At 64.3% G+C, this 21073-nt stretch carries 24 protein-coding genes; 12 read left to right on the forward strand and 12 right to left on the reverse strand.

The window, feature by feature from the left end; all coding sequences use genetic code 11:
- Positions 1-503: 503 nt before the first annotated feature.
- The 6 genes from ON44_RS07490 to ON44_RS07515 all read left to right on the forward strand — a co-directional run bounded on the left by ON44_RS07490 (position 504) and on the right by ON44_RS07515 (position 3919).
- The gene (locus ON44_RS07490) at positions 504-908 is read left to right on the forward strand and encodes a hypothetical protein (RefSeq protein WP_245567038.1); all 405 of its coding nucleotides are present in this window, start codon (positions 504-506) and stop codon (positions 906-908) included.
- 113 nt (positions 909-1021) lie between these two features.
- Positions 1022-1693 carry a F0F1 ATP synthase subunit A gene (atpB, locus tag ON44_RS07495; protein WP_245567048.1) on the forward strand — a complete coding sequence of 224 codons (672 nt, stop codon included), beginning with the start codon at positions 1022-1024 and terminating at the stop codon, positions 1691-1693.
- 83 nt (positions 1694-1776) lie between these two features.
- Positions 1777-2034, forward strand: a complete 258-nt coding sequence (locus ON44_RS07500; protein WP_040687366.1) for a F0F1 ATP synthase subunit C — start codon at positions 1777-1779, stop codon at positions 2032-2034.
- Positions 2035-2040: 6 nt separating this feature from the next.
- Complete coding sequence (locus tag ON44_RS07505; protein ID WP_040687368.1) at positions 2041-2544, forward strand: F0F1 ATP synthase subunit B; 504 nt, start codon at positions 2041-2043, stop codon at positions 2542-2544.
- Between the two features lie 3 nt (positions 2545-2547).
- Positions 2548-3156 carry a F0F1 ATP synthase subunit B family protein gene (locus tag ON44_RS07510; protein ID WP_051181687.1) on the forward strand — a complete coding sequence of 203 codons (609 nt, stop codon included), beginning with the start codon at positions 2548-2550 and terminating at the stop codon, positions 3154-3156.
- 43 nt (positions 3157-3199) lie between these two features.
- Positions 3200-3919 carry a Mut7-C RNAse domain-containing protein gene (locus ON44_RS07515; RefSeq protein ID WP_040687369.1) on the forward strand — a complete coding sequence of 240 codons (720 nt, stop codon included), beginning with the start codon at positions 3200-3202 and terminating at the stop codon, positions 3917-3919.
- Positions 3920-4055: 136 nt separating this feature from the next.
- On the opposite strand, the gene hutC is transcribed toward ON44_RS07515, so the two are convergent.
- Positions 4056-4811, reverse strand: a complete 756-nt coding sequence (hutC, locus tag ON44_RS07520) for a histidine utilization transcriptional repressor HutC (protein ID WP_040687433.1) — start codon at positions 4809-4811, stop codon at positions 4056-4058.
- Between the two features lie 129 nt (positions 4812-4940).
- Between hutC and ON44_RS07525 the strand changes: the two genes are divergently transcribed.
- Positions 4941-6374, forward strand: a complete 1434-nt coding sequence (locus ON44_RS07525) for a purine-cytosine permease family protein (protein WP_040687435.1) — start codon at positions 4941-4943, stop codon at positions 6372-6374.
- A 104-nt stretch (positions 6375-6478) separates the two neighbouring features.
- Here ON44_RS07525 and ON44_RS07530 read toward each other — a convergent pair whose 3' ends face one another.
- The 7 genes from ON44_RS07530 to ON44_RS07550 form a co-directional block, all read right to left on the reverse strand.
- Complete coding sequence (locus ON44_RS07530; protein ID WP_040687370.1) at positions 6479-6778, reverse strand: hypothetical protein; 300 nt, start codon at positions 6776-6778, stop codon at positions 6479-6481.
- A 212-nt stretch (positions 6779-6990) separates the two neighbouring features.
- On the reverse strand, positions 6991-7131 hold the full coding sequence (locus ON44_RS50010; protein ID WP_169338043.1) for a hypothetical protein: 141 nt from the start codon (positions 7129-7131) through the stop codon (positions 6991-6993).
- Entirely contained in the window at positions 7128-7301 is a 174-nt protein-coding gene (locus tag ON44_RS50015) for a hypothetical protein (protein WP_157187071.1), read from the reverse strand. Before ON44_RS50015 ends, ON44_RS50010 begins: the two co-directional genes overlap by 4 nt.
- 162 nt (positions 7302-7463) lie before the next feature.
- On the reverse strand, positions 7464-8765 hold the full coding sequence (locus ON44_RS07535; RefSeq protein ID WP_245567039.1) for a glycosyltransferase 87 family protein: 1302 nt from the start codon (positions 8763-8765) through the stop codon (positions 7464-7466).
- 200 nt (positions 8766-8965) lie between these two features.
- Positions 8966-10552: a hypothetical protein gene (locus ON44_RS07540; protein ID WP_040687440.1), complete on the reverse strand. Its 1587-nt coding sequence runs from the start codon at positions 10550-10552 to the stop codon at positions 8966-8968.
- Between the two features lie 334 nt (positions 10553-10886).
- A complete protein-coding gene (gene add / locus ON44_RS07545) occupies positions 10887-11927 on the reverse strand; it encodes an adenosine deaminase (RefSeq protein ID WP_040687372.1) in 1041 nt (346 codons plus the stop codon).
- Positions 11928-11966: 39 nt separating this feature from the next.
- Entirely contained in the window at positions 11967-12368 is a 402-nt protein-coding gene (locus tag ON44_RS07550; protein ID WP_040687373.1) for a nuclear transport factor 2 family protein, read from the reverse strand.
- A gap of 101 nt (positions 12369-12469) precedes the next feature.
- Here ON44_RS07550 and ON44_RS07555 point away from each other — a divergent pair, with 101 nt between their 5' ends.
- A complete protein-coding gene (locus tag ON44_RS07555; RefSeq protein WP_040687375.1) occupies positions 12470-12844 on the forward strand; it encodes a VOC family protein in 375 nt (124 codons plus the stop codon).
- 4 nt (positions 12845-12848) lie between these two features.
- Here the strand turns inward: ON44_RS07555 and ON44_RS07560 are convergent, their stop codons facing one another.
- On the reverse strand, positions 12849-14144 hold the full coding sequence (locus tag ON44_RS07560) for an MFS transporter (RefSeq protein ID WP_040687442.1): 1296 nt from the start codon (positions 14142-14144) through the stop codon (positions 12849-12851).
- A 276-nt stretch (positions 14145-14420) separates the two neighbouring features.
- On the opposite strand from ON44_RS07560, the gene ON44_RS07565 reads away from it, so the two are divergent.
- The 4 genes from ON44_RS07565 to ON44_RS07580 all read left to right on the forward strand — a co-directional run bounded on the left by ON44_RS07565 (position 14421) and on the right by ON44_RS07580 (position 18695).
- Positions 14421-15677, forward strand: a complete 1257-nt coding sequence (locus tag ON44_RS07565) for a metallophosphoesterase (protein ID WP_245567040.1) — start codon at positions 14421-14423, stop codon at positions 15675-15677.
- Positions 15678-15776: 99 nt separating this feature from the next.
- Positions 15777-16811, forward strand: a complete 1035-nt coding sequence (locus ON44_RS07570) for an alpha/beta hydrolase (RefSeq protein ID WP_040687379.1) — start codon at positions 15777-15779, stop codon at positions 16809-16811.
- 175 nt (positions 16812-16986) lie between these two features.
- Complete coding sequence (locus ON44_RS07575; RefSeq protein ID WP_040687381.1) at positions 16987-18072, forward strand: S-(hydroxymethyl)mycothiol dehydrogenase; 1086 nt, start codon at positions 16987-16989, stop codon at positions 18070-18072.
- On the forward strand, positions 18069-18695 hold the full coding sequence (locus ON44_RS07580; protein ID WP_040687382.1) for an MBL fold metallo-hydrolase: 627 nt from the start codon (positions 18069-18071) through the stop codon (positions 18693-18695). The genes ON44_RS07575 and ON44_RS07580 overlap by 4 nt, the downstream gene beginning before the upstream one ends.
- A 76-nt stretch (positions 18696-18771) precedes the next feature.
- Here ON44_RS07580 and ON44_RS07585 read toward each other — a convergent pair whose 3' ends face one another.
- From ON44_RS07585 to ON44_RS07595, 3 genes are all read right to left on the reverse strand, one after another.
- Positions 18772-19230 carry an SRPBCC family protein gene (locus ON44_RS07585; RefSeq protein ID WP_040687383.1) on the reverse strand — a complete coding sequence of 153 codons (459 nt, stop codon included), beginning with the start codon at positions 19228-19230 and terminating at the stop codon, positions 18772-18774.
- 46 nt (positions 19231-19276) lie between these two features.
- Positions 19277-20122: an alpha/beta fold hydrolase gene (locus ON44_RS07590; protein ID WP_051181689.1), complete on the reverse strand. Its 846-nt coding sequence runs from the start codon at positions 20120-20122 to the stop codon at positions 19277-19279.
- An 89-nt stretch (positions 20123-20211) separates the two neighbouring features.
- The gene (locus ON44_RS07595; protein ID WP_245567042.1) at positions 20212-21051 is read right to left on the reverse strand and encodes a DUF72 domain-containing protein; all 840 of its coding nucleotides are present in this window, start codon (positions 21049-21051) and stop codon (positions 20212-20214) included.
- Positions 21052-21073: the final 22 nt, after the last annotated feature.

Consider the following 21073-nt stretch of genomic DNA (forward strand, 5'->3'; position numbering starts at 1 on the left):
GCCGACTCGACCCACCACTCTCTCCCACGATGTCACCCGAGCCACTGCCCCGAAGGCACCCGGTCAACAACCCGGCGTGTCCGCGTCCGGCGACCGGCCCGGCACCCGCAAGTCGCGACCCGAGCGGCAGCGTGCCAGCTATCAACCGCGGCCGCCGGGATGCGGTATCGGATTATCGCGGCGATCGCACGATCCGATGCCACGAGCCGACTCCAACTCAGCGTATCGGTCACCGCTTTGGAATCTCTTTACAAAAACATGACCGAAATTAGGCACAATGATTGAATAAGCCAAGGATTAGCAGAAAGCAGTACGTTGACCGTTTTGTCCGATTTCCCCGACACGGACCGAGATCGGTAGTTGATCTTGTCGTCCCCCGTGTGACACTGTCGCCCAACGGACATCGTCCGAAATTTCGTCGGAGAAAGATCAAAAACGTTGCCTTCCAAAAGGGTTGTTAATGTGTATGCTATCGATCAATTAAGACCCCACTACGAGGTGGGATGACCGGCGAAGGCGGTGTCGCAATGGATGTCAACGCACTCCGAATGCGCCGTGCAACTGTCTTCGCAATCGGCATCGGCGTGCTGACCCTGGCAGCGACCGGGCCGCTCGATCGACTGTTGCTCGGACTGTTCATCTGCATCGGACTCGGACTCGGTTGGGTGAATGCACAACTCACCCGATTGACGGTCAACCGAGTCGCCGACGCCGAGAAACCACGGAAACAGGGGTTGTACCTCTCCTCGGCGACTCGACTGATCGCGATAACCGGTGGTTCGCTCGCAGTGGGTTTCCTGGCAAGGCCGCATGGCATCGGAATCTTCTTCGGCCTGGCCGCCTTTCAAGTGATTCTGGTGTTGGTCACCGTCTTGCCTGAAGTGAAGGAGCTTCGCCAGCAATCATGACGAATCAACTCGCCTTCCTCGCCCAGTCAGCGCTTCCGGTCCTTGCCGAGGAAGCGCCCGCCGAAGAGCCGAAAATCAAGGTCGGCGAACACGCGGTCGCGCATCTGTGGGGTATGGACTTCAATGTCGACACGATCATCTCGACCGCCCTCGCGGCGGCGATCGTGCTCGGTTTGGCGTTCTACCTGCGGGCGAAGCTGACTTCGGGCGTACCCAACGGCGTGCAGTTGTTCTTCGAGACCGTCACGGTCCAGATGCGCAACCAGGTGGAAAGCGCCATCGGCATGAAGGTCGCGCCGTTCGCGCTGCCATTGGCCGTCACGCTGTTCATCTACATCCTGTTGTCGAACTGGCTGTCCGTGCTGCCGGTGCAATACGGACACGGCGAATTGATCGCGCCGCCCGCGTCGGATGTCAATTTCGTCTACGCGCTGGCCCTGTTCGTCTTCGTCATGTACCAGGGCGCGGGTATATATCGGCGCGGCCCCGGCGGGCATGCCAAGCAGTTGCTGAAGGGCCACACCGGATGGGGCCCAATGGTTTTCATCAATGTCATCGAAGAAGTCGCCAAACCGCTCTCGCTGTCGCTGCGATTGTTCGGCAACATGTTCGCGGGCGGCGTGATGGTCTCGGTGATCGCACTGTTCCCGTTCTGGATCAGCTGGGGACCGAATGCCATCTGGAAACTCTTCGATCTCTTCGTCGGAGCCATCCAGGCATTCATCTTCTCGCTGCTGACCGTCCTCTACTTCAGCCAGTCGATGTCGCTGGAGCACGAGCACTAGCCCCTGCGACCACTTTCGGATCGCTCGAAACAACTACAGATCGGCGCCGCCGATCGAGCTCAGTAAAGAACAGGAAGTGAAAAATGGCAGACGCAACCACGGCAGCCATCGTCCAGGGCGCGCTCATCGGCGGCGGCATCATTATGGGCGGTGGCGCCATCGGCGCGGGTATCGGTGACGGACTCGCCGGCGCCGCGTTGATCAACGGCGTTGCCCGTCAGCCGGAAGCCGAGGGTCGCCTCCGCGGTAACTTCTTCCTGACCGTCGGTCTGGTCGAGGCGGCGTACTTCATCAATCTAGCGTTCATGGCGCTTTTCGTATTCGCTACTCCAGGTAAGTAATTCAGTATGACTCCGCGAACGGATGTTGTTGCCGAGGGGAACTTCCTGATCCCCAACGGCACATTCTTCGCCGAGCTGTTGATCTTCCTGATCGTGCTCGGGGTCATGTGGCTGTTCGTCGTTCCGCCGATACGCAAGGTATTGGCGGAACGCGAGGCGAGAGTCGCCGAAACCGCGGTCGACAACAAGGAAGCCAAATCCTTGTTCGCCGACGCCGAAGCGAAATATCAGGCGGCCGTCGCGCAGGCGCGCAGTGAAGCCGTCGAGATCAGGAACCAGGCAAGGCACGAGGGCCGAATTATCCTCGAGCAGTTGCGAAGTGAGGCGCAGGACGAGGCCGACAGGATCGTCGCGGAATCCGCGACGGAACTGCGGGCCCAGGCGGACCAAGTTGCCGCGGAGCTGCGTGAGGCTGTCGAACCGCTCGCCGAGACATTGGCCGATCGAGTGCTCGGCATAAAGGATCGGCACGCCGGCTCCAGCGCCGGCCATCAGTCAGGACGAGCGTAGCCAATGAACCTCAACAGCGGCATCCTTGCCGAAGGGGCCATCCACGCAGCCGAGTCCGAGGACTCGGGCATCTTCCACATCACCTTCGACTGGCCGATCTTCTTCAGCCAGCTCTTCGGTTTCGCCGTCATCATCTTCATCATCGTCAAATATGTGGCACCGCCGGTCGGACGACTGATGGCGAAGGCGCAGAACAATATTCAGAAACAGCTCGAGGAGAACCAGCAGGCGGCCGACCGCCTCGTCGAGGCCAAACGCGCCTACGACAACGCGGTCACCGACGCTCAGGCCGAACTCGAGCACATCCGCGAGGACGCGCGCGCCGACGCCGAACGCATCATCGCCAAGATGCGCGAATTCGCCGATGCCGAGGTCGCCCGGGTCCGCAGCCAGGGCCGCGACCAGATCGCCCAGATGCGCACCCAGCTCATCCGCGATCTGAAGGACGAGCTCATCACCACGGTCATGGACAGCACCGAGGAAAAGGTCCGCTACGAGATCGGCTCCACGCACGTGGCAGCCGACAGTATCGACAAATTCCTCGAAGACCTCGAGGCCATGGCCAACGCGGAGCCTCCGGTCCGACGCCGCGCCGAGCCCTGGGCTTTGTAAAACCGGGTGGTCGCCGGACCGCATGCCCTGGCATGCTGGCCGCGTGAGCACCGCGCAGATCACGATTGATTTCGCGCCCGAATTGCGGCTGTTCGTCGCGGCCGCACAGCGGGACGGTCGCTCGTCCGTGCGGATCGACACTGTGTCGACGCTCGGACACATCGTGGAATCCCTCGGCGTGCCGCTCACCGAGGTGGGCGAACTGCTGGTCGATGATCGGTCCGTGGACCCGTCGTATCTGCCCACCGACGGCGAGTCGGTGTCGGTGCGCGCTGTGGTGCGCCCGCAGCGATTCGACGAACCGCTGCGTTTCCTGCTGGATATCCATCTCGGCACCCTGGCGCGACGGCTGCGACTACTCGGCGTCGACACCGCCTACGAGAATCCGGATATCGGCGACGCCGCACTCGCCACGCGCTCGGCAACCGAACATCGCATCCTGCTCTCCCGCGATCGCGGACTGCTGCGTCGACGCGAAATCTTCGCCGGCGCATACATTTACAGTCACCGTCCCGTCGAACAACTCGACGACGTGCTATCGCGTTTCGCACCGCCCCTTGCGCCATGGACCCGCTGCACGGCCTGCAACGGCCCGCTGCGCATAACCGACAAACAGACCCTGCGCGGACAACTTCCGGACGAGACCGAACGCACCTACGACGCATTCGCACAGTGCGTCGACTGCGGCCGAACCTATTGGAAGGGTGCCCATCACGCGCGTCTCGACGCGATCGTCACCCACGCCCTCCACTTCGGCACCTGACCGCGATACCGCGCACCTCCCACGACGCCACGCACCTCCCACGACAGCACGCGCGTTTCGCGGTGGTGCACACGAAATCGTGGGCGGAATGTGTGTGGCGCGCGGATCGCGCGGGAGACGTTCCCGCCCAGGCGGATCAGGCGCCGAAAGCGCCTTCGAGTCGGCTGCGGGAGCCTGGGTGGACCAGCCGGGCCACGCTGACCAAGGCGCTGGCGGACCAGGTGCGGCGGCGGATCTGGAGACATGGTTCGGTGCGGCGGATGCGCAGTAGCCTGCAGTCCTCCTGGCCGCCCTGCACCGCCTCGACGACATGCTCGCCGCGCACCAGCGGGGCCACCTCGCTGAGGTACCGGTTCGGGGTGATCTCGGCGAAATTCTGGTCGAGATAGCCGGGTGCGGCCGCGGGGTTGACGTAGCGGTCCTCCACCTGGATCGGCACCTCGTCGTCGAAATGCACCAGCAGCGAATGGAATACCGAATCGCTCGGCCAATCGCCCAGCAGTGGGTTTTCGGTATCGAGGGGTTCGCTGCGCAGGAAGATGACCTCGGTGCGGTGCCGGTGACCGCGCTGCTGGATCTCGTCGGCGATATTGCGCACCTCGAACAGCGGCGAGGCCACCTTCGCGGGTGCGACGAAGGTGCCGACCCCCATCATCCGTACGACCACCCCGGCCGCGGCCAACTCACGCAGCGCACGGTTGACCGTCATGCGGGAGATTCCGAGCGCGTCGACCAGCTGATTCTCCGAAGGCAGCTGATCCCCCGCGACCCAGCGTCCGGCGCCGATCTGCGTGCGGATCAGGGTCTTGATCCGCTCATATGCCGGTGCCGTATCGGGTCCGGACGCCGCGAACAAGACCGCCAGGTCTGCATCGCCCACCGGGCGGGCCATCGCCACCACCTCTCACGTCGCCTGGCCGCAACCTTAGCCGTTCCGGTTGACAGTCACTTGTATATACAGGACTATGCATCTGGGCAGGCTGTCCCAGCTGCCCCCCTTCTCCTGATGGAAGGCGGATCCATGCCGCACAACGACGAAATCGACGCCGGACTGCAGATCGAGCGCCGCACCATCGAAGTAATTCCGGATGCCGAACGCCATGGCACGCCGCGCAATCAATTCACCCTCTGGTTCGGCGCGAATATGCAGATCACCGCGATCGTCGACGGTGCGTTAGCGGTGGTATTCGGTGCCGACGCGCTATGGGCGATCGTCGGATTGCTGCTCGGCAATATTCTCGGTGGCATTGTGATGGCGCTGCATTCGGCGCAGGGTCCGCGGCTCGGATTGCCGCAAATGATTTCCAGCAGAGCGCAATTCGGCGTCCTCGGTGCGGTAATGCCGCTGTTGCTCGTGATCGTGATGTATCTCGGTTTCGCCGCGACCGGCACGGTATTGGCCGGTCAGGCGGTGAACAAGATTCTGCACGTGGACAATTCGACCGTCGGCATACTCGTCTTCGGTGCGCTCACGGCCGTAGTCGCGGTGACCGGTTATCGGCTGATCCACGTCATCGGGCGAATCGCTACCGTGGTCGGCATCATCGGCTTCACCTACCTGACCATCCGCCTGTTCGCCGAATACGACGTCAGCGCCTACGTCGGTACCAAATCCTTCGACATCGTGACCTTCGTCCTCGCGATCTCCCTCGGTGCGGGATGGCAGCTGACCTTCGGACCGTACGTCGCGGACTATTCGCGCTATCTGCCCCGCACGACCAGTGCGCGCATCACCTTCTGGTCCACTTTCGCGGGCAGCGTGCTCGGCTCGCAGTGGGCGATGACGCTCGGCGCGCTGGTGGCCGCGGTCGCCGGAAAAGCGTTCCTGGGCAATCAAGTCGGCTTCATCGGCGACCTCGCCGGCCCGTCCGCGATCGCACTACTGATCTACCTGGTCATCGTGATCGGCAAGCTGACGGTGAACTGTCTCAACGCCTATGGCGGGTTCATGTCCATCCTGACATCGGTGACCGCGTTCAACGGTCGGTCGCGCACCACCCAGGCCGCGCGGGCGGCCTATATCATCGGCTTCACTGTGGTGTCGATGCTGATCGCCATCGGGGCCAGCGCCGACTTCCTCAATAACTTCAAGAATTTCGTGCTCGTCCTGCTCATGGTGTTCACCCCGTGGAGTGCGATCAACCTGATCGACTACTACCTGATCTCGCGCGAGCGCATCGATATCCCGGCGCTCTACGATCCGAACGGCCGCTACGGACGCTGGAACCTCGCCGCCCTGACCTGCTACACCCTCGGCATTCTCGCCCAGATCCCGTTCCTCGCACAGAAGCTCTACACCGGCCCGATCACCGATGTGCTCGGCGGCGCGGATATCTCATGGATCGTCGGCATCGTCTTCACAGCGGCCATCTACTATCCGCTCGCACGTCGCACGAGCAACCCGCCGGAGCGGATGATCTATCCCACGGACACCGTGGATGCTCCGGTGTCCTGAGATACCGACCGCGCCCCGACCCCATAACAGGGGCGGGGCGCTCATGGCCCTGGTGCCGGTCGGCGCCTCGTGATCAACCGAGAGCGCGGTCGGGAACTCGTCGACTACGACGCGTGGTGTGTCGGGTGGTAGTGCTCCCAGGCGTCGGCCAGCGACTTGCGGACGTCCGCGGGGAGGTAATCGCGGATTTCTGGGCACAGGTGGACGCTGTTTCCGCAATCGTCGCACCAGATCCGGACTGTGCGCGCGTCCTTGGCAACCGCTTGGGCGATCCAGTCGGCGCGCATGTTTCCGTGGTCGACTGTCGCAACCCATCTGTCTCCGTAGCCATCGACATCCTGATGGATGGCATTGACCATGGTCACCGCGAACATCGGGTTGGGCTGAGCCTTCTTCTTCGTCATTGCGGGAAACCTCCGGCCCGGTCGAGCGAAATATTCGTGCGACATCGAAGTAATACCCCCCGTCGCACGGGAGGTCCAGCAACCTGGCGGTGACCGATTGCTTCGCGACGCAAGAAGCAACCGTAACTCCGGTTGACGGGCCCGGCAAGAGACCATTTTCGGGCGGAAACCGAAGGGAATCCGCAGGTAAAGAGATCGCAAAGGGTCTGGGCCTATTGCCGATACGGCGCGGCGGCCGCCCATGCCTCCGCACTGAACGCCTGCCTGATCTGTGGCCACAGCAACCGGTCGACACACAAGTATTCCGGGAAGAATCCGGCGCAGTCCGCATCGCGCGGCCCGATCTCCATCACCAGCGCCGCCACACCCAGTGCGCCAAGGCCTGATCCATGCTGGTTCCCGAGGTTGGATAGCCGACGGTATCGACCGAGGTGCCCGATGCGAATCCGGTGGGTGCGACCTTCGCGGCCGGATTCCGCAGTCGCGCGGTGTCATCGGGCGCGGCCATCGTCGGTGTGATCACGTAATTCCCGTAGGCGTGCAGGTCGACCAGCAGGCCTACGGCGCTGTCGGGTACCTCGTCGACGCCCGGCTCACGCTGATCGGCGAAGAGTGCGGACAGCAGCCCTTCGAGTGCGCGCGTTCGCCCGCAAACCTGGCCTGCTCCAACGGGTTCCGAGGACCGTCAGGGAGAAGGGGTTGGGCACGAAGGGGACTCCGGATCGCGGCGGCGCGGGAGCGGGAGTCGGATCGAGCGCTCGGCCGAATGCTCGCTGAGGGCCGACCGGCCGTCCCTGCGCAGGTGTATCCACGCCGCGATCAGCACGATCAGGAATTCGATGACGTAGCCGTTGATCAAGACCTTGGTGATCGGCCACCACGGCGGCAGCAGGAACACTCCGATCGACACCCAGGTCTTGCTCCAGTGGTAGGTCCACGAGGCGGTCACCGTGAACAGCACCGCCGCCGACACCCACCAGCGCCAGTTGTCCAGCCCCTTGTGCACGAGGAAGACGAACAGCGGCACGAACCACACCCAGTGGTGTCCCCAGGAGAACGGCGACACCGCGCAGGCGGTGAGACCGGCCAGGGTGATCGACAGCAGCCGCTCACCTCGCTGATACAGCGCCGTCGTGATCATCATGCTGGCGATCGTGACCGAGCCTGCGATGAGCAACCACAACCACACCGGCGCGGGCCCGTCGAGCAGATGCGCGATGACGCCGCGGATGGATTGGTTGGACGGGTGGCTGTCCGGCGCGATCCGGTTGGATTGGAAGAACGTCGAGGTCCAGTACTGCCGGGAATCGGTGGGCAGGACGACCCATGCGAAGGCGATCGAGGCGACGAAGACGACGAATGCGGTAAACGCCGCGCGCCACTGCCGCAGAGCCACGAAATAAGCGACGAAGTAGATCGGGGTGAGTTTGATGCCCGCCGCGAGTCCGACGCCGAGGCCACGCAGTTTGCTTCGGTCCTCGCGCAGCGCATCCAACAGCGCCAGCAGCATCAGCACCAGGTTGATCTGCCCGAAGTAGAGCGTTTGACGGACCGGCTCGATGAATACGCAGGTGACCGCGAGCAGCACGCTGACCACCACCAGTCGAGTCGTGATCCGATAACCCAGCAGCCGCCAGCTGAGCAGTACACAGGCGACGAGTACAGAGAGGTTGACCGCCAGCCAGGTGTTCGTCACGTACCCCCACGGCACCATGTAGATCGGCACGAACGCGATGGTGGAGAACGGCGTGTAGGTGTAGAGCAGGCCGCGCATGGTCGGCTCGGTGTACAGCGGCAGATCGTGCACGATGCGCCACGCACCGTCCCGATAGATGTGCACGTCGAGGCCACCGACCAGGAATCCGCCCTTGTCCAGGAAGGGATCGATGGTGGTGAAGAGCAGGATCACCGACAGCAGGGCGCTCCCGGCGAGCAGGTATATCGCTGGTCCCGTACGCGGAAACTCCAGCTTCCGGGTGTCTCGCACCGATCCGCTATGACCGAGGCAACACCGTCGCAGGATTCGAAGGACAGGATCCTGTTGGGTGATAAGACCTCATCACGACGAGCGATCCATCCCTTCGTCCCGCACCTGCTGCACTACTACGGCGATAGCCAGTTTTTAACGTACCTAATGACCCGCGCCTGCATCATGCCCCGAAGTGCCGGGGCAAGCAAGCCGCGGGATCATCGTTGCCTGCTGGCCCTGGCCCGCCTGCGCTCCGCCTGTAGTTCGGCAAGTTCTTGTTCGAGCATCTCGGCGATGCGGAACTGCCCGGTGTCGTGGATATCGGGCGTGCGAACCACCTGCAGGTGCGAATCCGGCTCGGCGGGTGCGCTGCCCTTGCCGCGCGCGTTCTCGGTTGTCCTGCTGTCCTTCCTGCCCTCGAGCGAACTGGGCTTGCGTGCCGTCGCCGCAGCCGAACCGTTGCCCCTGCGCAGCGCAGACACGACCGACGGCTTGCTCTCCGCGGCGGGCTTCTCCTGGCCGGCCGGGGCGGCCTTCCGTGCGGGCGCCTTGGCCGGGGGCGGCGGGGTCTCGACCTTCGCGACGGGCTTGGTCTCGGCCGTAGCGACCGGCTCGGGTGTGGCCGGCGCGAAGGGGTTGTTCTTCGCGACTACCGGCTTCGCGACCGGCGCGGTCGGCTCCTTGATGACCGCGGGGCGGTTCTCGGCCTTCGCGGGAGCGGGCCGCTGCTCGGCTGCCCGGGGCTCCGCATTGTCCGGCGCCTGGCCGTTGGTCGGCGCGCGACGCTTCTCGGGTGCTTCCGAACCCTCTTGCGCGGCAGCACTTTCCCCGTCGGGCGACTCCTCGACCTCGACCTCTTCGGCCTCTACGATCGCGTCGACTTCCAGCTCGGCGTCCTGTTCCGCACCTTCGGCACTCGCCAGAGCGTCGGGCTCCCCGGACTCCTTCTCCGCCCCCGGCGCCACCAGGGCCGCCTGGGTGTTCGCGCGATAGGACGCGATCGATGGCATCGTCCGCTTGAGTTGTTCGGCCGGATCGGGCAGCTCGCGAACCTGCTCGGTCGCCCGGTAGATGGCCAGGCCGTAGCGCGCGCTGGCCGCGTCGTGAATGAGCAGGGCCACACCGATCATCACCGGCGCGACCGCGTGCACACCGGTTTCGTACCACTCTCCATCGCGCAGATAGGGGTAGGTGTTGAGGGTGACAGTCAGTGACAGCAGGGCGATTTCGGCCGCGGCGACCTGTCGGCGGTTGTCGATCACGCCCCATTCGGCGACCTTGTTGGTGCCGACCATGATGATGATCAAGCAGACGCTGATCATCGCCTCGATGAGGTAGCTGAACCAGTACAGCGGATCGCCCGGCCCGCCCGGCGCGATGTTGTGCTGCACATTGACCGCGGACCACAGCATGCCCGCCGCCACCACGCCCGCCAGCGCGCGCAGTGACCATCCCCGGTGCCGGTACAGCGACGCCAGCTTGGCGTGTGGGCTGGACTCCCGTCGCTGTGCCGCAATCGCCTTGCGGGCTACCAATAGATCTCTGATGTCGGCCTTCTCGATCGCTTCCGTGGTCTGCCTGGCGCGGTCGGCCGCGGCGGCCGCGGCCTGGACCTGTTTCCATCGCTGTGCGCGATCCTCGCCGCGGATCTTCTCCGCGAGCTCACGCTCGGCGACCAGTTCGTCCTCGGAGAGCGCCTCGGTCAGCGCGGGATCGAACTGGTAGGCCAGTCGGCCCCGAGCCCGCTCGACCCTTCTCGCGAGCTGTCCGACCTCGTCCTCGATGGGATGATGCTCGATGGTCAATTCGACTCCCAGCGGGAGAGATTCGACGGCAGACAAGTGATCACGCGTGGGAACGGCACCAGACATTCATAGTCGATTCACCGTTGCCAGCGAAACTGTCAATTTGCCGCCAGTGGGTCGTCCTGCGGCGTGCCGCGCGCGACACACGCATCCGAAGTCTCGATTTTACGACGATTCAGCACTCAGGAACCCCACCCGCCGCGCAATGAACATCCGGTTCACCGGCTCGGATTCGCTGCGGCACGACTGCTCGCCATCAGCAAACAGCCAACCAGTCGGTTCATTCAAGGGGTGTCGACACATTCGGGCGTGTCGCCCCCAACTGGTCGATAGGTCAGGCGATTTCGGATCCGCTCGGCCGATGTGCCGCGACGTAGTCATCGATCTCGCGCAGGAATCCTTCCAGACGTCCCGGCGTCAGCCAGGAGGCACGGAACGAGTTCTTGGCGAGTTCGACGATCCGGTCGAGATCGAGGTTCGCGTTGGCGGCGAGGGATAGATAGTTGTCGGCCGCATAGGCGCCGAAGTAGGCCGGATCGTCACTGTTGACCGTGACCGCGAGGCCGCGATCGAGCAGTGTGCGGATCTCGGTCGACTTCATCTGTTCGGTCACAAAGGAATTCGAGACCGGACAGCAGGTGAATCCGATGCCCTTGGTTTTGGCGAGTTCGACCAGGCGCTCGTCCTCGACGATATTGGTGCCGTGGTCGATGCGGTCGACGCCGATATCCTCCAGCGCCTGCCTGATGTGTTCGATGGAGCCTTCCTGATCGATATCGCAGTGCATGGTGAGCAGGAAGCCCTCGCGGCGGGCCCGCTCGAAGACGGTCGCGAATTTACTTGGCGGATTGCCTCGTTCGTCCGAATCCAGTCCGACGCCGATGATCCAATCCTTGTACGGCAGCGCCTCGAGCAACGTCGCCATCGCGTACTCGGCCGAATAGTCGCGCAGGAAACACAGGATCAACTCGGCGGAGATGCCGAACTCCCGGCGGGCCCGCACGATCGCCGAGCGATACCCGCTGATCACGGCGCCGAACTCGACACCGCGCCCGGTATGCGCCTGCGGGTCGAAGAACATCTCCACATGTCGGATGCCATCGGCGTGCGCCCGGGTCAAATAGGCGAAGGCCAGATCGTCGAAGTCCTGCGACTGCTGCAGCACCCGCATGGCCGGGTAGTACACCCGCAGGAACGAGGTCAGATCGTGGAACTTATAGGTCTGCTTCACCTCCTCGACGGTCCGCTCGGGCAGTTCGATCCCATTGCGTTGCGCCAGCCGGAACTTCAACTCCGGCTCCAGCGTCCCCTCCAGATGCAGATGCAATTCGGCCTTGGGCAGGCCACGAACGAATGCGGCGAGATCCGTTGACATGCAGCCATCATCCCCCTGGACGGCCGCCGTCGGGTCCGTTCAGGCCGCGTCCGACAGCGCCTCGTGCCAGTGCCAGGTGTCGGTGTATTGGTGCAGTGCGAACAGCTTTTCGTCGGCGATGTGCCAGATGTGGGCGAATTCGGCGGCCACATGCTTGCCGGTCGCACGGGCGGTGCCGCGGTAGTGGCCGGTCACGATGACGGTGTCCGGATGGGCGTCGAACCACTCCTCGGCGAAGGGGGCGATCTCGTATTCGCGGAACACCGGCTGCCAGATGCCCGCGAGCGCCGCTTCCGGACTGTGCGCCTGGGTAACGGTCACGCTGGGCATGCCGGGCGCCACCCAGCCCTGGAAGCGCGGATGTAACGCATCGAGGATGCCGGCGGCGTCCCCGAATTGCGTTGCTTTGTAGAACTTTTCGACCACGTCGCGGTTGCTCATATTTTCATATTAGAGGGATCGTTCTATATCGACCAGAGGGAAGGGCCGGTGATCTGCCGCACAGCCCTCCGGCACGAGGTCCGGCGGCTACGCTCGGTCGGATGATCCTTCGCCATGTGACGGTCGATTGCGCCGATCCGTATGCGCAGGCGACGTTCTGGAGCGCCGTCACCGGGTGGCCGGTGGCCGAGCTGGACGGACCGGGGACCGACGACGCGCTGGTCGAGGCGCCGCCCGGAACGCCCGGATTGCTGTTCATCCGGGTGCCCGAGGGCAAGCAGACGAAGAACCGGATCCACTTCGACTGGATGCCAACCGAGCGCAGCCGGGACGAGGAGGTGCGGCGGATCATCGAGCTGGGCGCGAAGTTGTACGAGGACCATCGCACCGACGACGGGCTCGGCTGGGTCACGCTGGTGGACCCCGAGGGCAATGAGTTCTGCATCGAGCGGGGCAGGGCCGAGCGCGAAGGCTGACCCGTCAGTTGCGGATTCGGGATCGCAGTGCGAGAACGCCTGCGGCCGAGCCGATCATCGCCAGGCCGACGACCCAAAGTCCGGCTCGCTGGGTGCCGGTGAGGTCCTTCAGTGCGCCGGTGACATACGGTGCGACAAATCCGCTGACATTGCCGATGGAGTTGATCAGGGCGATGCCACCCGCCGCGGCCGCGCCGGAGAGGAAGGTGCTCGGCAGCGCCCAGAAGGTGGGCAGCGCGGCGAGTACTCCGACGGCGCAGACGGTGACCGCGACCATGGCGGCGAACGGATTGCCCAGATACAGCGCCACCGGAATCGCGAGTCCACCGACCAGCGCGGGCAGTGCCACATGCCAGGTCCGCTCTCCGGTTCGGTCACCGTGCCTGCTCCACAGCACCATCACGACGGCGCCGATCACATACGGCACCGCATTGATGAGCCCGCGCTGCACCACCGAATAGTGGGTGCCGTACTGCTGCTGGAAGCCGTTGATGATCGTGGGCAGGAAGAATCCGAGCGCATACAGGCCATAGACGATGCCGCCGTAGATGAAGGCGAGGCCGAGCACACGTGGATGGGTGAGCGCCTTGCGCACCGTCCAGTGTTCGACCCGCGCGGCCTGCTCTTTGTCGAGCTCCGAGGTGAGCCGATCTCTTTCGGTCTCGGTCAGCCACTTCGCCTGGGAGGGCCGGTCGGTGAGGAAGAACCAGGTGACCACCGCGAGCGCGATCGCGGGCACGCCCTCGACCAGGAACATGAATCGCCAACCGCTGAGACCGAAGGCACCGTCGCCGTACTGGATGATCAGACTCGACACCGTCGAGCCCAAGGCGGTTGAAATCGGCACCGCCGTCATGAACAGTGCGACGATCTTCGCGCGCTGGGTCTGTGGGAACCAGTAGGTGAGATACAGCAGGATGCCGGGAAAGAATCCGGCCTCCACCACGCCGAGGGTGAATCGCAGGATATAGAGCCAGGTTTCGTTCGGCACGAATGCCATGGCGGTGGCGACCACACCCCAACTCACCATGATTCTGGCTATCCAGCGGCGCGCACCGAACCGGTGCAGCGCCAGATTGCTCGGCACCTCGAGTACGAGATAGCCGATGAAGAAGATGCCGGAGGCGAAACCGAAGGCCGTCTCGGTCAGTCCCAGCTCCGTTTTCATACCGCTGGGCCCGGCGAATCCGATATTGACCCGGTCCAGGTAGTTGATGAAATACAGCAGCCCGAGATAGGGCACCAGTCGAATCGTGACCTTGCGCAACGTCGCGCGGGACACCTCGGGCGTTCCATCCATCCGCGAACTCTCGACCCGCATCCACGCCGCAGTCAAATTCCCAGGCCCGGCGATACGAATGTTCGACACCGGACAGCCGACACGTCATGTGCGGGGACCCGAGCGTTCAACCGGCAACCGTACCGTTCGAGGCAGAGGCGAACGGAGATTCCCATGCTGGAGCCGCGACTTCGAACCCTATGGCTGGCGAATGTGGCCGCCGCCGCCGTGACCGTGCGAACCCCACTCTACGTTCGACCCAGAACCACCCATTCCGTTCGTGCGCAACGGGATTCGATGCTGGCCACGGACCTCGAGGTCGTCACGGTGACCGACCGCTCGGCAATCCTGACCTGGACCACGCGCGACCGCGACCGCTATGGCCGCACCCGTCCGGTCCCGGCCGATACCGAGGTCCGGATCGCACCGGTCGACGGTCGGTCGGCGGCGCGGCCGCGCTACCTGGACTCCAGGCCGACCGCCTACCACTATGCGGAGCTCGACGGCCTCGAACCCGGCCGTACGTACCGATTCGAGGCCTACTCGGACGGCCACCGCGCCGTCCCCGCCCGCACCCTGGTGACCCGCCGCTGCGGAACACCGGAATCCACCGGCACATTCACGACCGCCGATCCACCGCCGGGACGACTGCTGCACACCATCGCACTCGCCAATGACGTGCACTTCGGCGAGCACACCAGCGGACTGATCGTGGCCGGACTTCCCACCGGGCTGCGTCACGAGACCGAGCACTATCCGGACTTCATGCTGACCGCATTGCTCGATGATCTGCGCCGACCGGACCGCGCGGCGGATCAACTGATCGTCGCGGGCGATCTCACCGATACCGGCACCCTCGAACAATGCCTGGGTGTGCGGGCTCGATTGGACGAGTGGGGCGTACTCGGCCGCGATTACTTCGTCTGCCGCGGTAACCACGACAAGCCCGACGAGCACCGAATCGACCACTGGGGCACGGTATTTCACGCCCGTCAGCGCCTGGTCGAATATCGCGTCGGCGAGCTGCGCATGATCGGCCTCGACACCACCCGACTGCGTGGATCCGGTGGCACCATCGTGGCACCGCAATTGGCGCATCTGCGCGAACTACTGGCGGCCGATCCGGATCGGCCGACCCTTGTTTTCGGGCACCATCCAGTGACTTCCCATGCGGCGGTGAGCAATCCGGGCGGCCCGGGGTTCGTTCTCGATCGCACGAATGCCGCCGCGCTGGGCGCGCTCTATCGCGACGCCCCCGGCGTATTCCTGCACCACTGCGGCCACACCCATCGCAACCGGCGCAACCGCCCGGACTCCGGTGTCGATGTGGAATTCCTGGAAGTCGCTGCCACCAAGGAATATCCGGGTGGCTACAGTCTGCTGCGAGTCTACGAGGGCGGCTACACGGTCAACTTCTACAAGACCCGCACCGAGTCGGCCCGCCGTTGGAGCACCCGCACCCGCCGCCAATACCTCGGCCTGCATCCGGACCACGCCCTCGGCAGCTGCGCCGACCGCAACCATGTTGTCCTGCGCGATTTCTCCGGGTTGTAGTTCACCGGCTGACGCGTCACTCGCCCTACCGCCACCCGGCTACTGTCGCAGATGGGCGTGAGACTTCGGAAAGGCCGAGCCGCGAGAGGTTGGTAGCTGATGGGTGTTGGTGGTCTTCGATTTGCCTCGATTGTCGCGGCCGCCATTGTGCTCGGGAGTGGATCCGTTATGGCCGGAGCTCGTTCGCACGGGGCACCGGACGATCCGGGATCGGTGGTGAGCACGGATGGATCGAGGATTACCGGGATTCAGGTTCGGGATGATCGGCATCTCACATTGACGGTGTATTCGGAGGCGATGGGGCGGGAGCTTTCGGTGGAGGTACAGCGGCCCGTGGATGTCGGAGTGCCGCGGCCGACGTTGTATCTGTTGGCGGGGGTCGATGGTGGGGTGGACGGGGCAACGTGGGGCTCGAAGACCGATGTCATGGGGTTTTTCGGGGATAAGAACGTCAATGTGGTGCAGCCACTCGGTGGGGCGTACAGCTATTACGCCGATTGGCGGGCGGCGGATCCGGTGTTGGGGGTCAACAAGTGGCAGACGTATTTGACTCGGGAATTGCCGCCGCTGATCGATGCCGCGCTGGGCACCAATGAGCGCAATGCCATTGCGGGGATCTCCACCTCCGGCACGTCGGTGCTTTCGCTGGCGATCTCGAGTCCGGGGTTGTACCGGTCCGTCGGCGCATTCAGTGGTTGCGCGCAGATCAGTGATCCGGTTGGGCAGGCGTTCGTGGGGCTGTCGGTGCGCAAGGGTGGCGGCGATCCGGTGAATATGTATGGGCCGCCACAGGATCCGATGTGGACGGCGCATGATCCGTATGTCAACGCCGAAGGCTTGCGCGGGTTGAATTTGTACCTGTCGGCGGGGAGTGGACTACCCGGGCCGTACGACAATCCCACCGATCCGCATACCCAGAGCTGGGCAGAGGGTGGACTGCCCCTGCAGGTGACGATGGGCGGTGCGATCGAAGGGTCGACCGCCTGGTGCACCCGCAACCTACGGAGCAGGCTGAATCAGCTCGGCATTCCGGCCACCTACGACCTCGAACCCGCAGGCACCCACTCCTGGGGTTACTGGGAACGCGCACTGAAGGACTCCTGGCCGGTGCTCGCCAACGGACTGGGCACCTGAGCCCGCTGTGCTCGGATTCGCGCAACAGATGCCGAGCGTTATGGATCTTCCGTGTCACGGCCGGACGCGAGTATTTCCCGAAGTCGAAATAGTCCACGGTCACTCTCCTAGGCTTTGGTATGAGTGGAACGGCATGTGTGGCGGCTCGAGCACTCGGCGACATCTAGGAGGAATCGTGTCCGAAACCGTTCGTGGCGTGGTTGCCCGTAGCAAGGGCGCACCGGTCGAACTCGTCGATATCGTGATCCCGGACCCCGGGCCGCACGATGTGGTGGTGCGCATCCAGTCCTGCGGGGTGTGCCATACCGACCTGCACTACCGCGAGGGCGGTATCAACGACGAATTCCCGTTCCTGCTCGGGCACGAGGCCGCGGGCATCGTGGAGGCCGTCGGGGATGCGGTCACGCATGTCGCCGCGGGCGATTTCGTCATCCTGAACTGGCGCGCGGTATGCGGTGAATGTCGCGCGTGTAAGCGCGGCCGCCCGTGGTACTGCTTCGCCAGCCACAATGCGAGCAAGAAGATGACCCTCACCGACGGCACCGAACTCAGCCCCGCCCTCGGCATCGGCGCATTCGCGGATAAGACGCTGGTGCACGAAGGTCAGTGCACCAAGGTCGCCCCCGATGCCGACCCGGCCGTCGCCGGACTGCTCGGCTGCGGCGTCATGGCGGGTATCGGCGCGGCGATGAATACCGGCAATGTATCGCGCGGCGATACGGTCGCGGTCATCGGTTGCGGCGGTGTCGGCGATGCCGCCATCGCGGGTGCGCGACTGGCCGGCGCGCGGACCATTATCGCGATCGACCGCGATCCCCAGAAGCTCAGCTGGGCAACGGAATTCGGTGCAACCCACACGATAGATGCGACAAAAACCGATGTCGTCGAGCAGATCCAGGAATACACCGACGGTTTCGGCGCGGATGTGGTCATCGACGCGGTCGGACGCCCGGAAACCTGGAAGCAGGCCTTCTACGGACGCGACCTGGCGGGCACCGTCGTGCTGGTCGGCGTCCCGACCCCGGATATGACCATCGATATGCCGCTGATCGACCTGTTCTCGCACGGCGGCGCACTGAAATCCTCCTGGTACGGCGACAGCCTGCCCGAACGCGATTTCCCGATGCTTGTCGACCTGTACCTGCAGGGCCGACTTCCGTTGGAGCGCTTCGTCACCGAGCGCATCGCCCTGGACCAGGTCGAAAAGGCCTTCTCCGCAATGCATGCGGGTGAAGTGCTGCGTTCGGTGGTGGTCTGGTGAGCCTGCGCATCGATCGGGTCGTCACCTCCGGCACCTTCTCACTCGACGGCGGCACCTGGGATGTCGACAACAATGTGTGGTTGATCGGCGACGATGCCGAGGTGGTGATCGTCGACGCGGCGCATGATGCGGACGCGATCATCGAAGCCGTCGGCAACCGCAATGTCCGAGCAGTCGTCTGTACCCATGGTCACAACGACCACGTCACCGTCGCACCGGAACTCGCGAAACGCCTCGACACCCCGATCCTGCTGCATCCGGGCGACGATCCGCTCTGGCGCATGACCCACCCCGACGTCGACTACGAATCACTGGCCGATACACAGCGAATCACCGTGGCAGGCACCGATATCGAAGTCCTGCACACCCCCGGCCACTCCCCCGGCTCGGTCTCCCTACACCTCCCCGAAGCCACCGCCCTCTTCACCGGCGACACCCTATTCAACGGCGGCCCCGGCGCCACCGGCCGCTCCTTCTCCGACTTCGACACCATCATCGATTCCATCCGAAACCGCCTACTAACCCTCCCAGCCGAAACCACAGTCCACACCGGCCACGGCGACAGCACCACCATCGCCACCGAAAAACCCGCCCTCACCACCTGGATCGCCCGCGGCCACTGAGCGGAATTCAAGATCAGGCGGCACTGGTGGCGGCGGCTTCTCGGCCGATGCCGCCATGGATTCCACCTGATCTTGGTTACTCCTCGATGTAGGCCTTGATGCGTTCGAGGGTTTCGCGCATGCCGTTGCGGTTGGTTTTGCCGCGGGAGCGGCCGGCCAGGAGCCAGTAGAGGCGCAGGGGGAGGTTTTGTTCGTTCAGTTGGAAGGATTCGGTTACGTCGGTGCCGCCTTCGACGGGATCGAAACGGTAGCGCCAGGTATTGACGGACATTCCGCCCGGACCGAGCACGGTGAATGCGAACTCACGTCCGGGCTCGCACGCGACGATCCGGCAGACCGTCCAATACTTCAGCCCCCAGCCATTGCGGTTGACGTGCCCGCGGAATTTGACGCCGACGGCGGGTGCCGTTGCCCCACCGAGCCATTCGGTGTCGAAGGTCTCCGGTGAGAACTTGCCGGTATTCGTGATATCGCTGACCAAACCCCAGATCTTGTCGGCGGGTGCTGCCATTCGAACCGTCACGCTGTCGTGCATGCCTGCACGCTAGCAGGCGCCTTCTCAGACAGGTATCGCCTACGTCTCACCGGGCCGGACTGATGCCGGTCCAGAAGGTGATCAGATCGGCGCACACGCGCGCCGGACGCTCCTCGTTCGGTAGGTGGCCGACGCCGTCGTAAACCGCGGTACACGCGCCCAATTCCTCGGCATAGCGTTCGTGGACGCTCGGCGGCCAGAGATCGCCGGAGTTGCCGTAGGCGATGAGGATCGGGAGGCCGGTGGCGCGCAGGGCGGCGGTGCACTCGGTCGGGCCTTCCATGGCCCGCATGATGCCGATCAGATTCGCCTTCTTGGTCGTGAAGATGCGGTTGCGCAGGAATTCGAGTTTCGCGGGCGGAACCAGGGCCGCCACGGCCTGACTCATCTGCTCCCACAGTGCCTGCTGGCCACCGCTTTCGATGAGTTGGGCGACCAATTGCGGTGGCGCGAAATTGATATCGGAGGTCGAGGACGGGCCGGAGGCGAGCAGGGTGAGGCTGCGAAAGCCGTCCGGATGGGCGGCTAGCGCTGCGCGAGCGACGTAGCCGCCGAATGAGTGGCCCACCAGGTGAATCGGTGTGTCGTCCGAGATCTGGTCGGCGACGAGAAGCAGATCGTCGGCGAAATCGGCCATCGTGTACCCCGACGCCTCATCGGGACCGTCGGACTGCCACTGCCCGCGCTGATCGTAAGCGACACAACGGAATCCGGCTGCCGACAGAATCGGCTGCATGGCCTCGAAGTCCTCTTTGGAGCCGGTGAAGCCGGGGACCAACAGCACCGTGCCGCGCATCTCGACGTCAGGCGGCGGCACGGATTCCCAGGCGGCCAGGGTGCCGGCCCCGCCGCGCAAGGTGAAGGATGCGGACTGCGCAGTAGCCTGGCTCATCGGTTTCCTCCATCGTGCTCGGCACTGGTGTGGCAACACCTCCATTCTAGCCGAGCGCACATTCGGGATTGTTACTTATTCGAGATATTTCAGAATAAAGTCATCGGCTCGGTCGGAATGGGTTCGGGCAGCGACTCGAGTTCGGGCAGGCGGGCACGCACCTCGTCATGAAAGCGGCGAGCGAGGTGCAGGGAGGAGGCATTGTCCGGGGTATGGATGAAAACCGTTGGTGAGCGACCCTCGCGCAGCCATGCGATGACGATGTCGAGCCACGGCTGCCAGCCGGCAACCGTGCGATCGGCCGAATCGCGGCCGTGATAGCGGACGATCGGGAATTCGGTGAGCGCTCGCGTGCGGCGCGGCACACGCGGTTTCTTCGACCGCGCCTCGGCCTCCGCGGCGCTCTCGGCGGATCCTTCGAAAAGCAAAGTGGTGTCGAAGGGCACCCATTCGGCACCGACGCGCGCGAGCACCTGCTCCAATTGACGTGCGGCACTGTCATTTTCGAAGAATGCGGGATGCCGGACCTCGACGGCGGGCCGGTACGAGTCGGGCAGCGCGCGCAGGAATCCGGCCAGCGTCCCGAGATCGGTCGGACCGAACGATCCCGGCAACTGCACCCACAGCGCATGGATGCGCGGGCCGAGCGGTGCCATCGCATCCAGGAAGGCGCGCAGTTCGGCCTCCGCACCGTGCAGCCTGCGCTCGTGCGTGATCGGCTTCGGCAGTTTGACGACGAAGCGGAAGTCGGGATCGGTCTGCTTCGCCCACGACTCCACCGTGTTGCGTGTCGGCGTCGCGTAGAAAGTCGTATTGCCTTCCACCGCGGTGCACCACGAGGCGTAATGCCGCAACCGCTCGGCCGGAAGCGGTTGATATTCCTGCCATGCCGCGTGCGTCCACATCGCACATCCCACGTGAAGCCGCATGACAGGGACGCTAACGCACGTC

Origin of the sequence: Nocardia vinacea NBRC 16497, from assembly GCF_000308835.1 — a bacterium.
Taxonomy (GTDB): domain Bacteria; phylum Actinomycetota; class Actinomycetes; order Mycobacteriales; family Mycobacteriaceae; genus Nocardia; species Nocardia vinacea.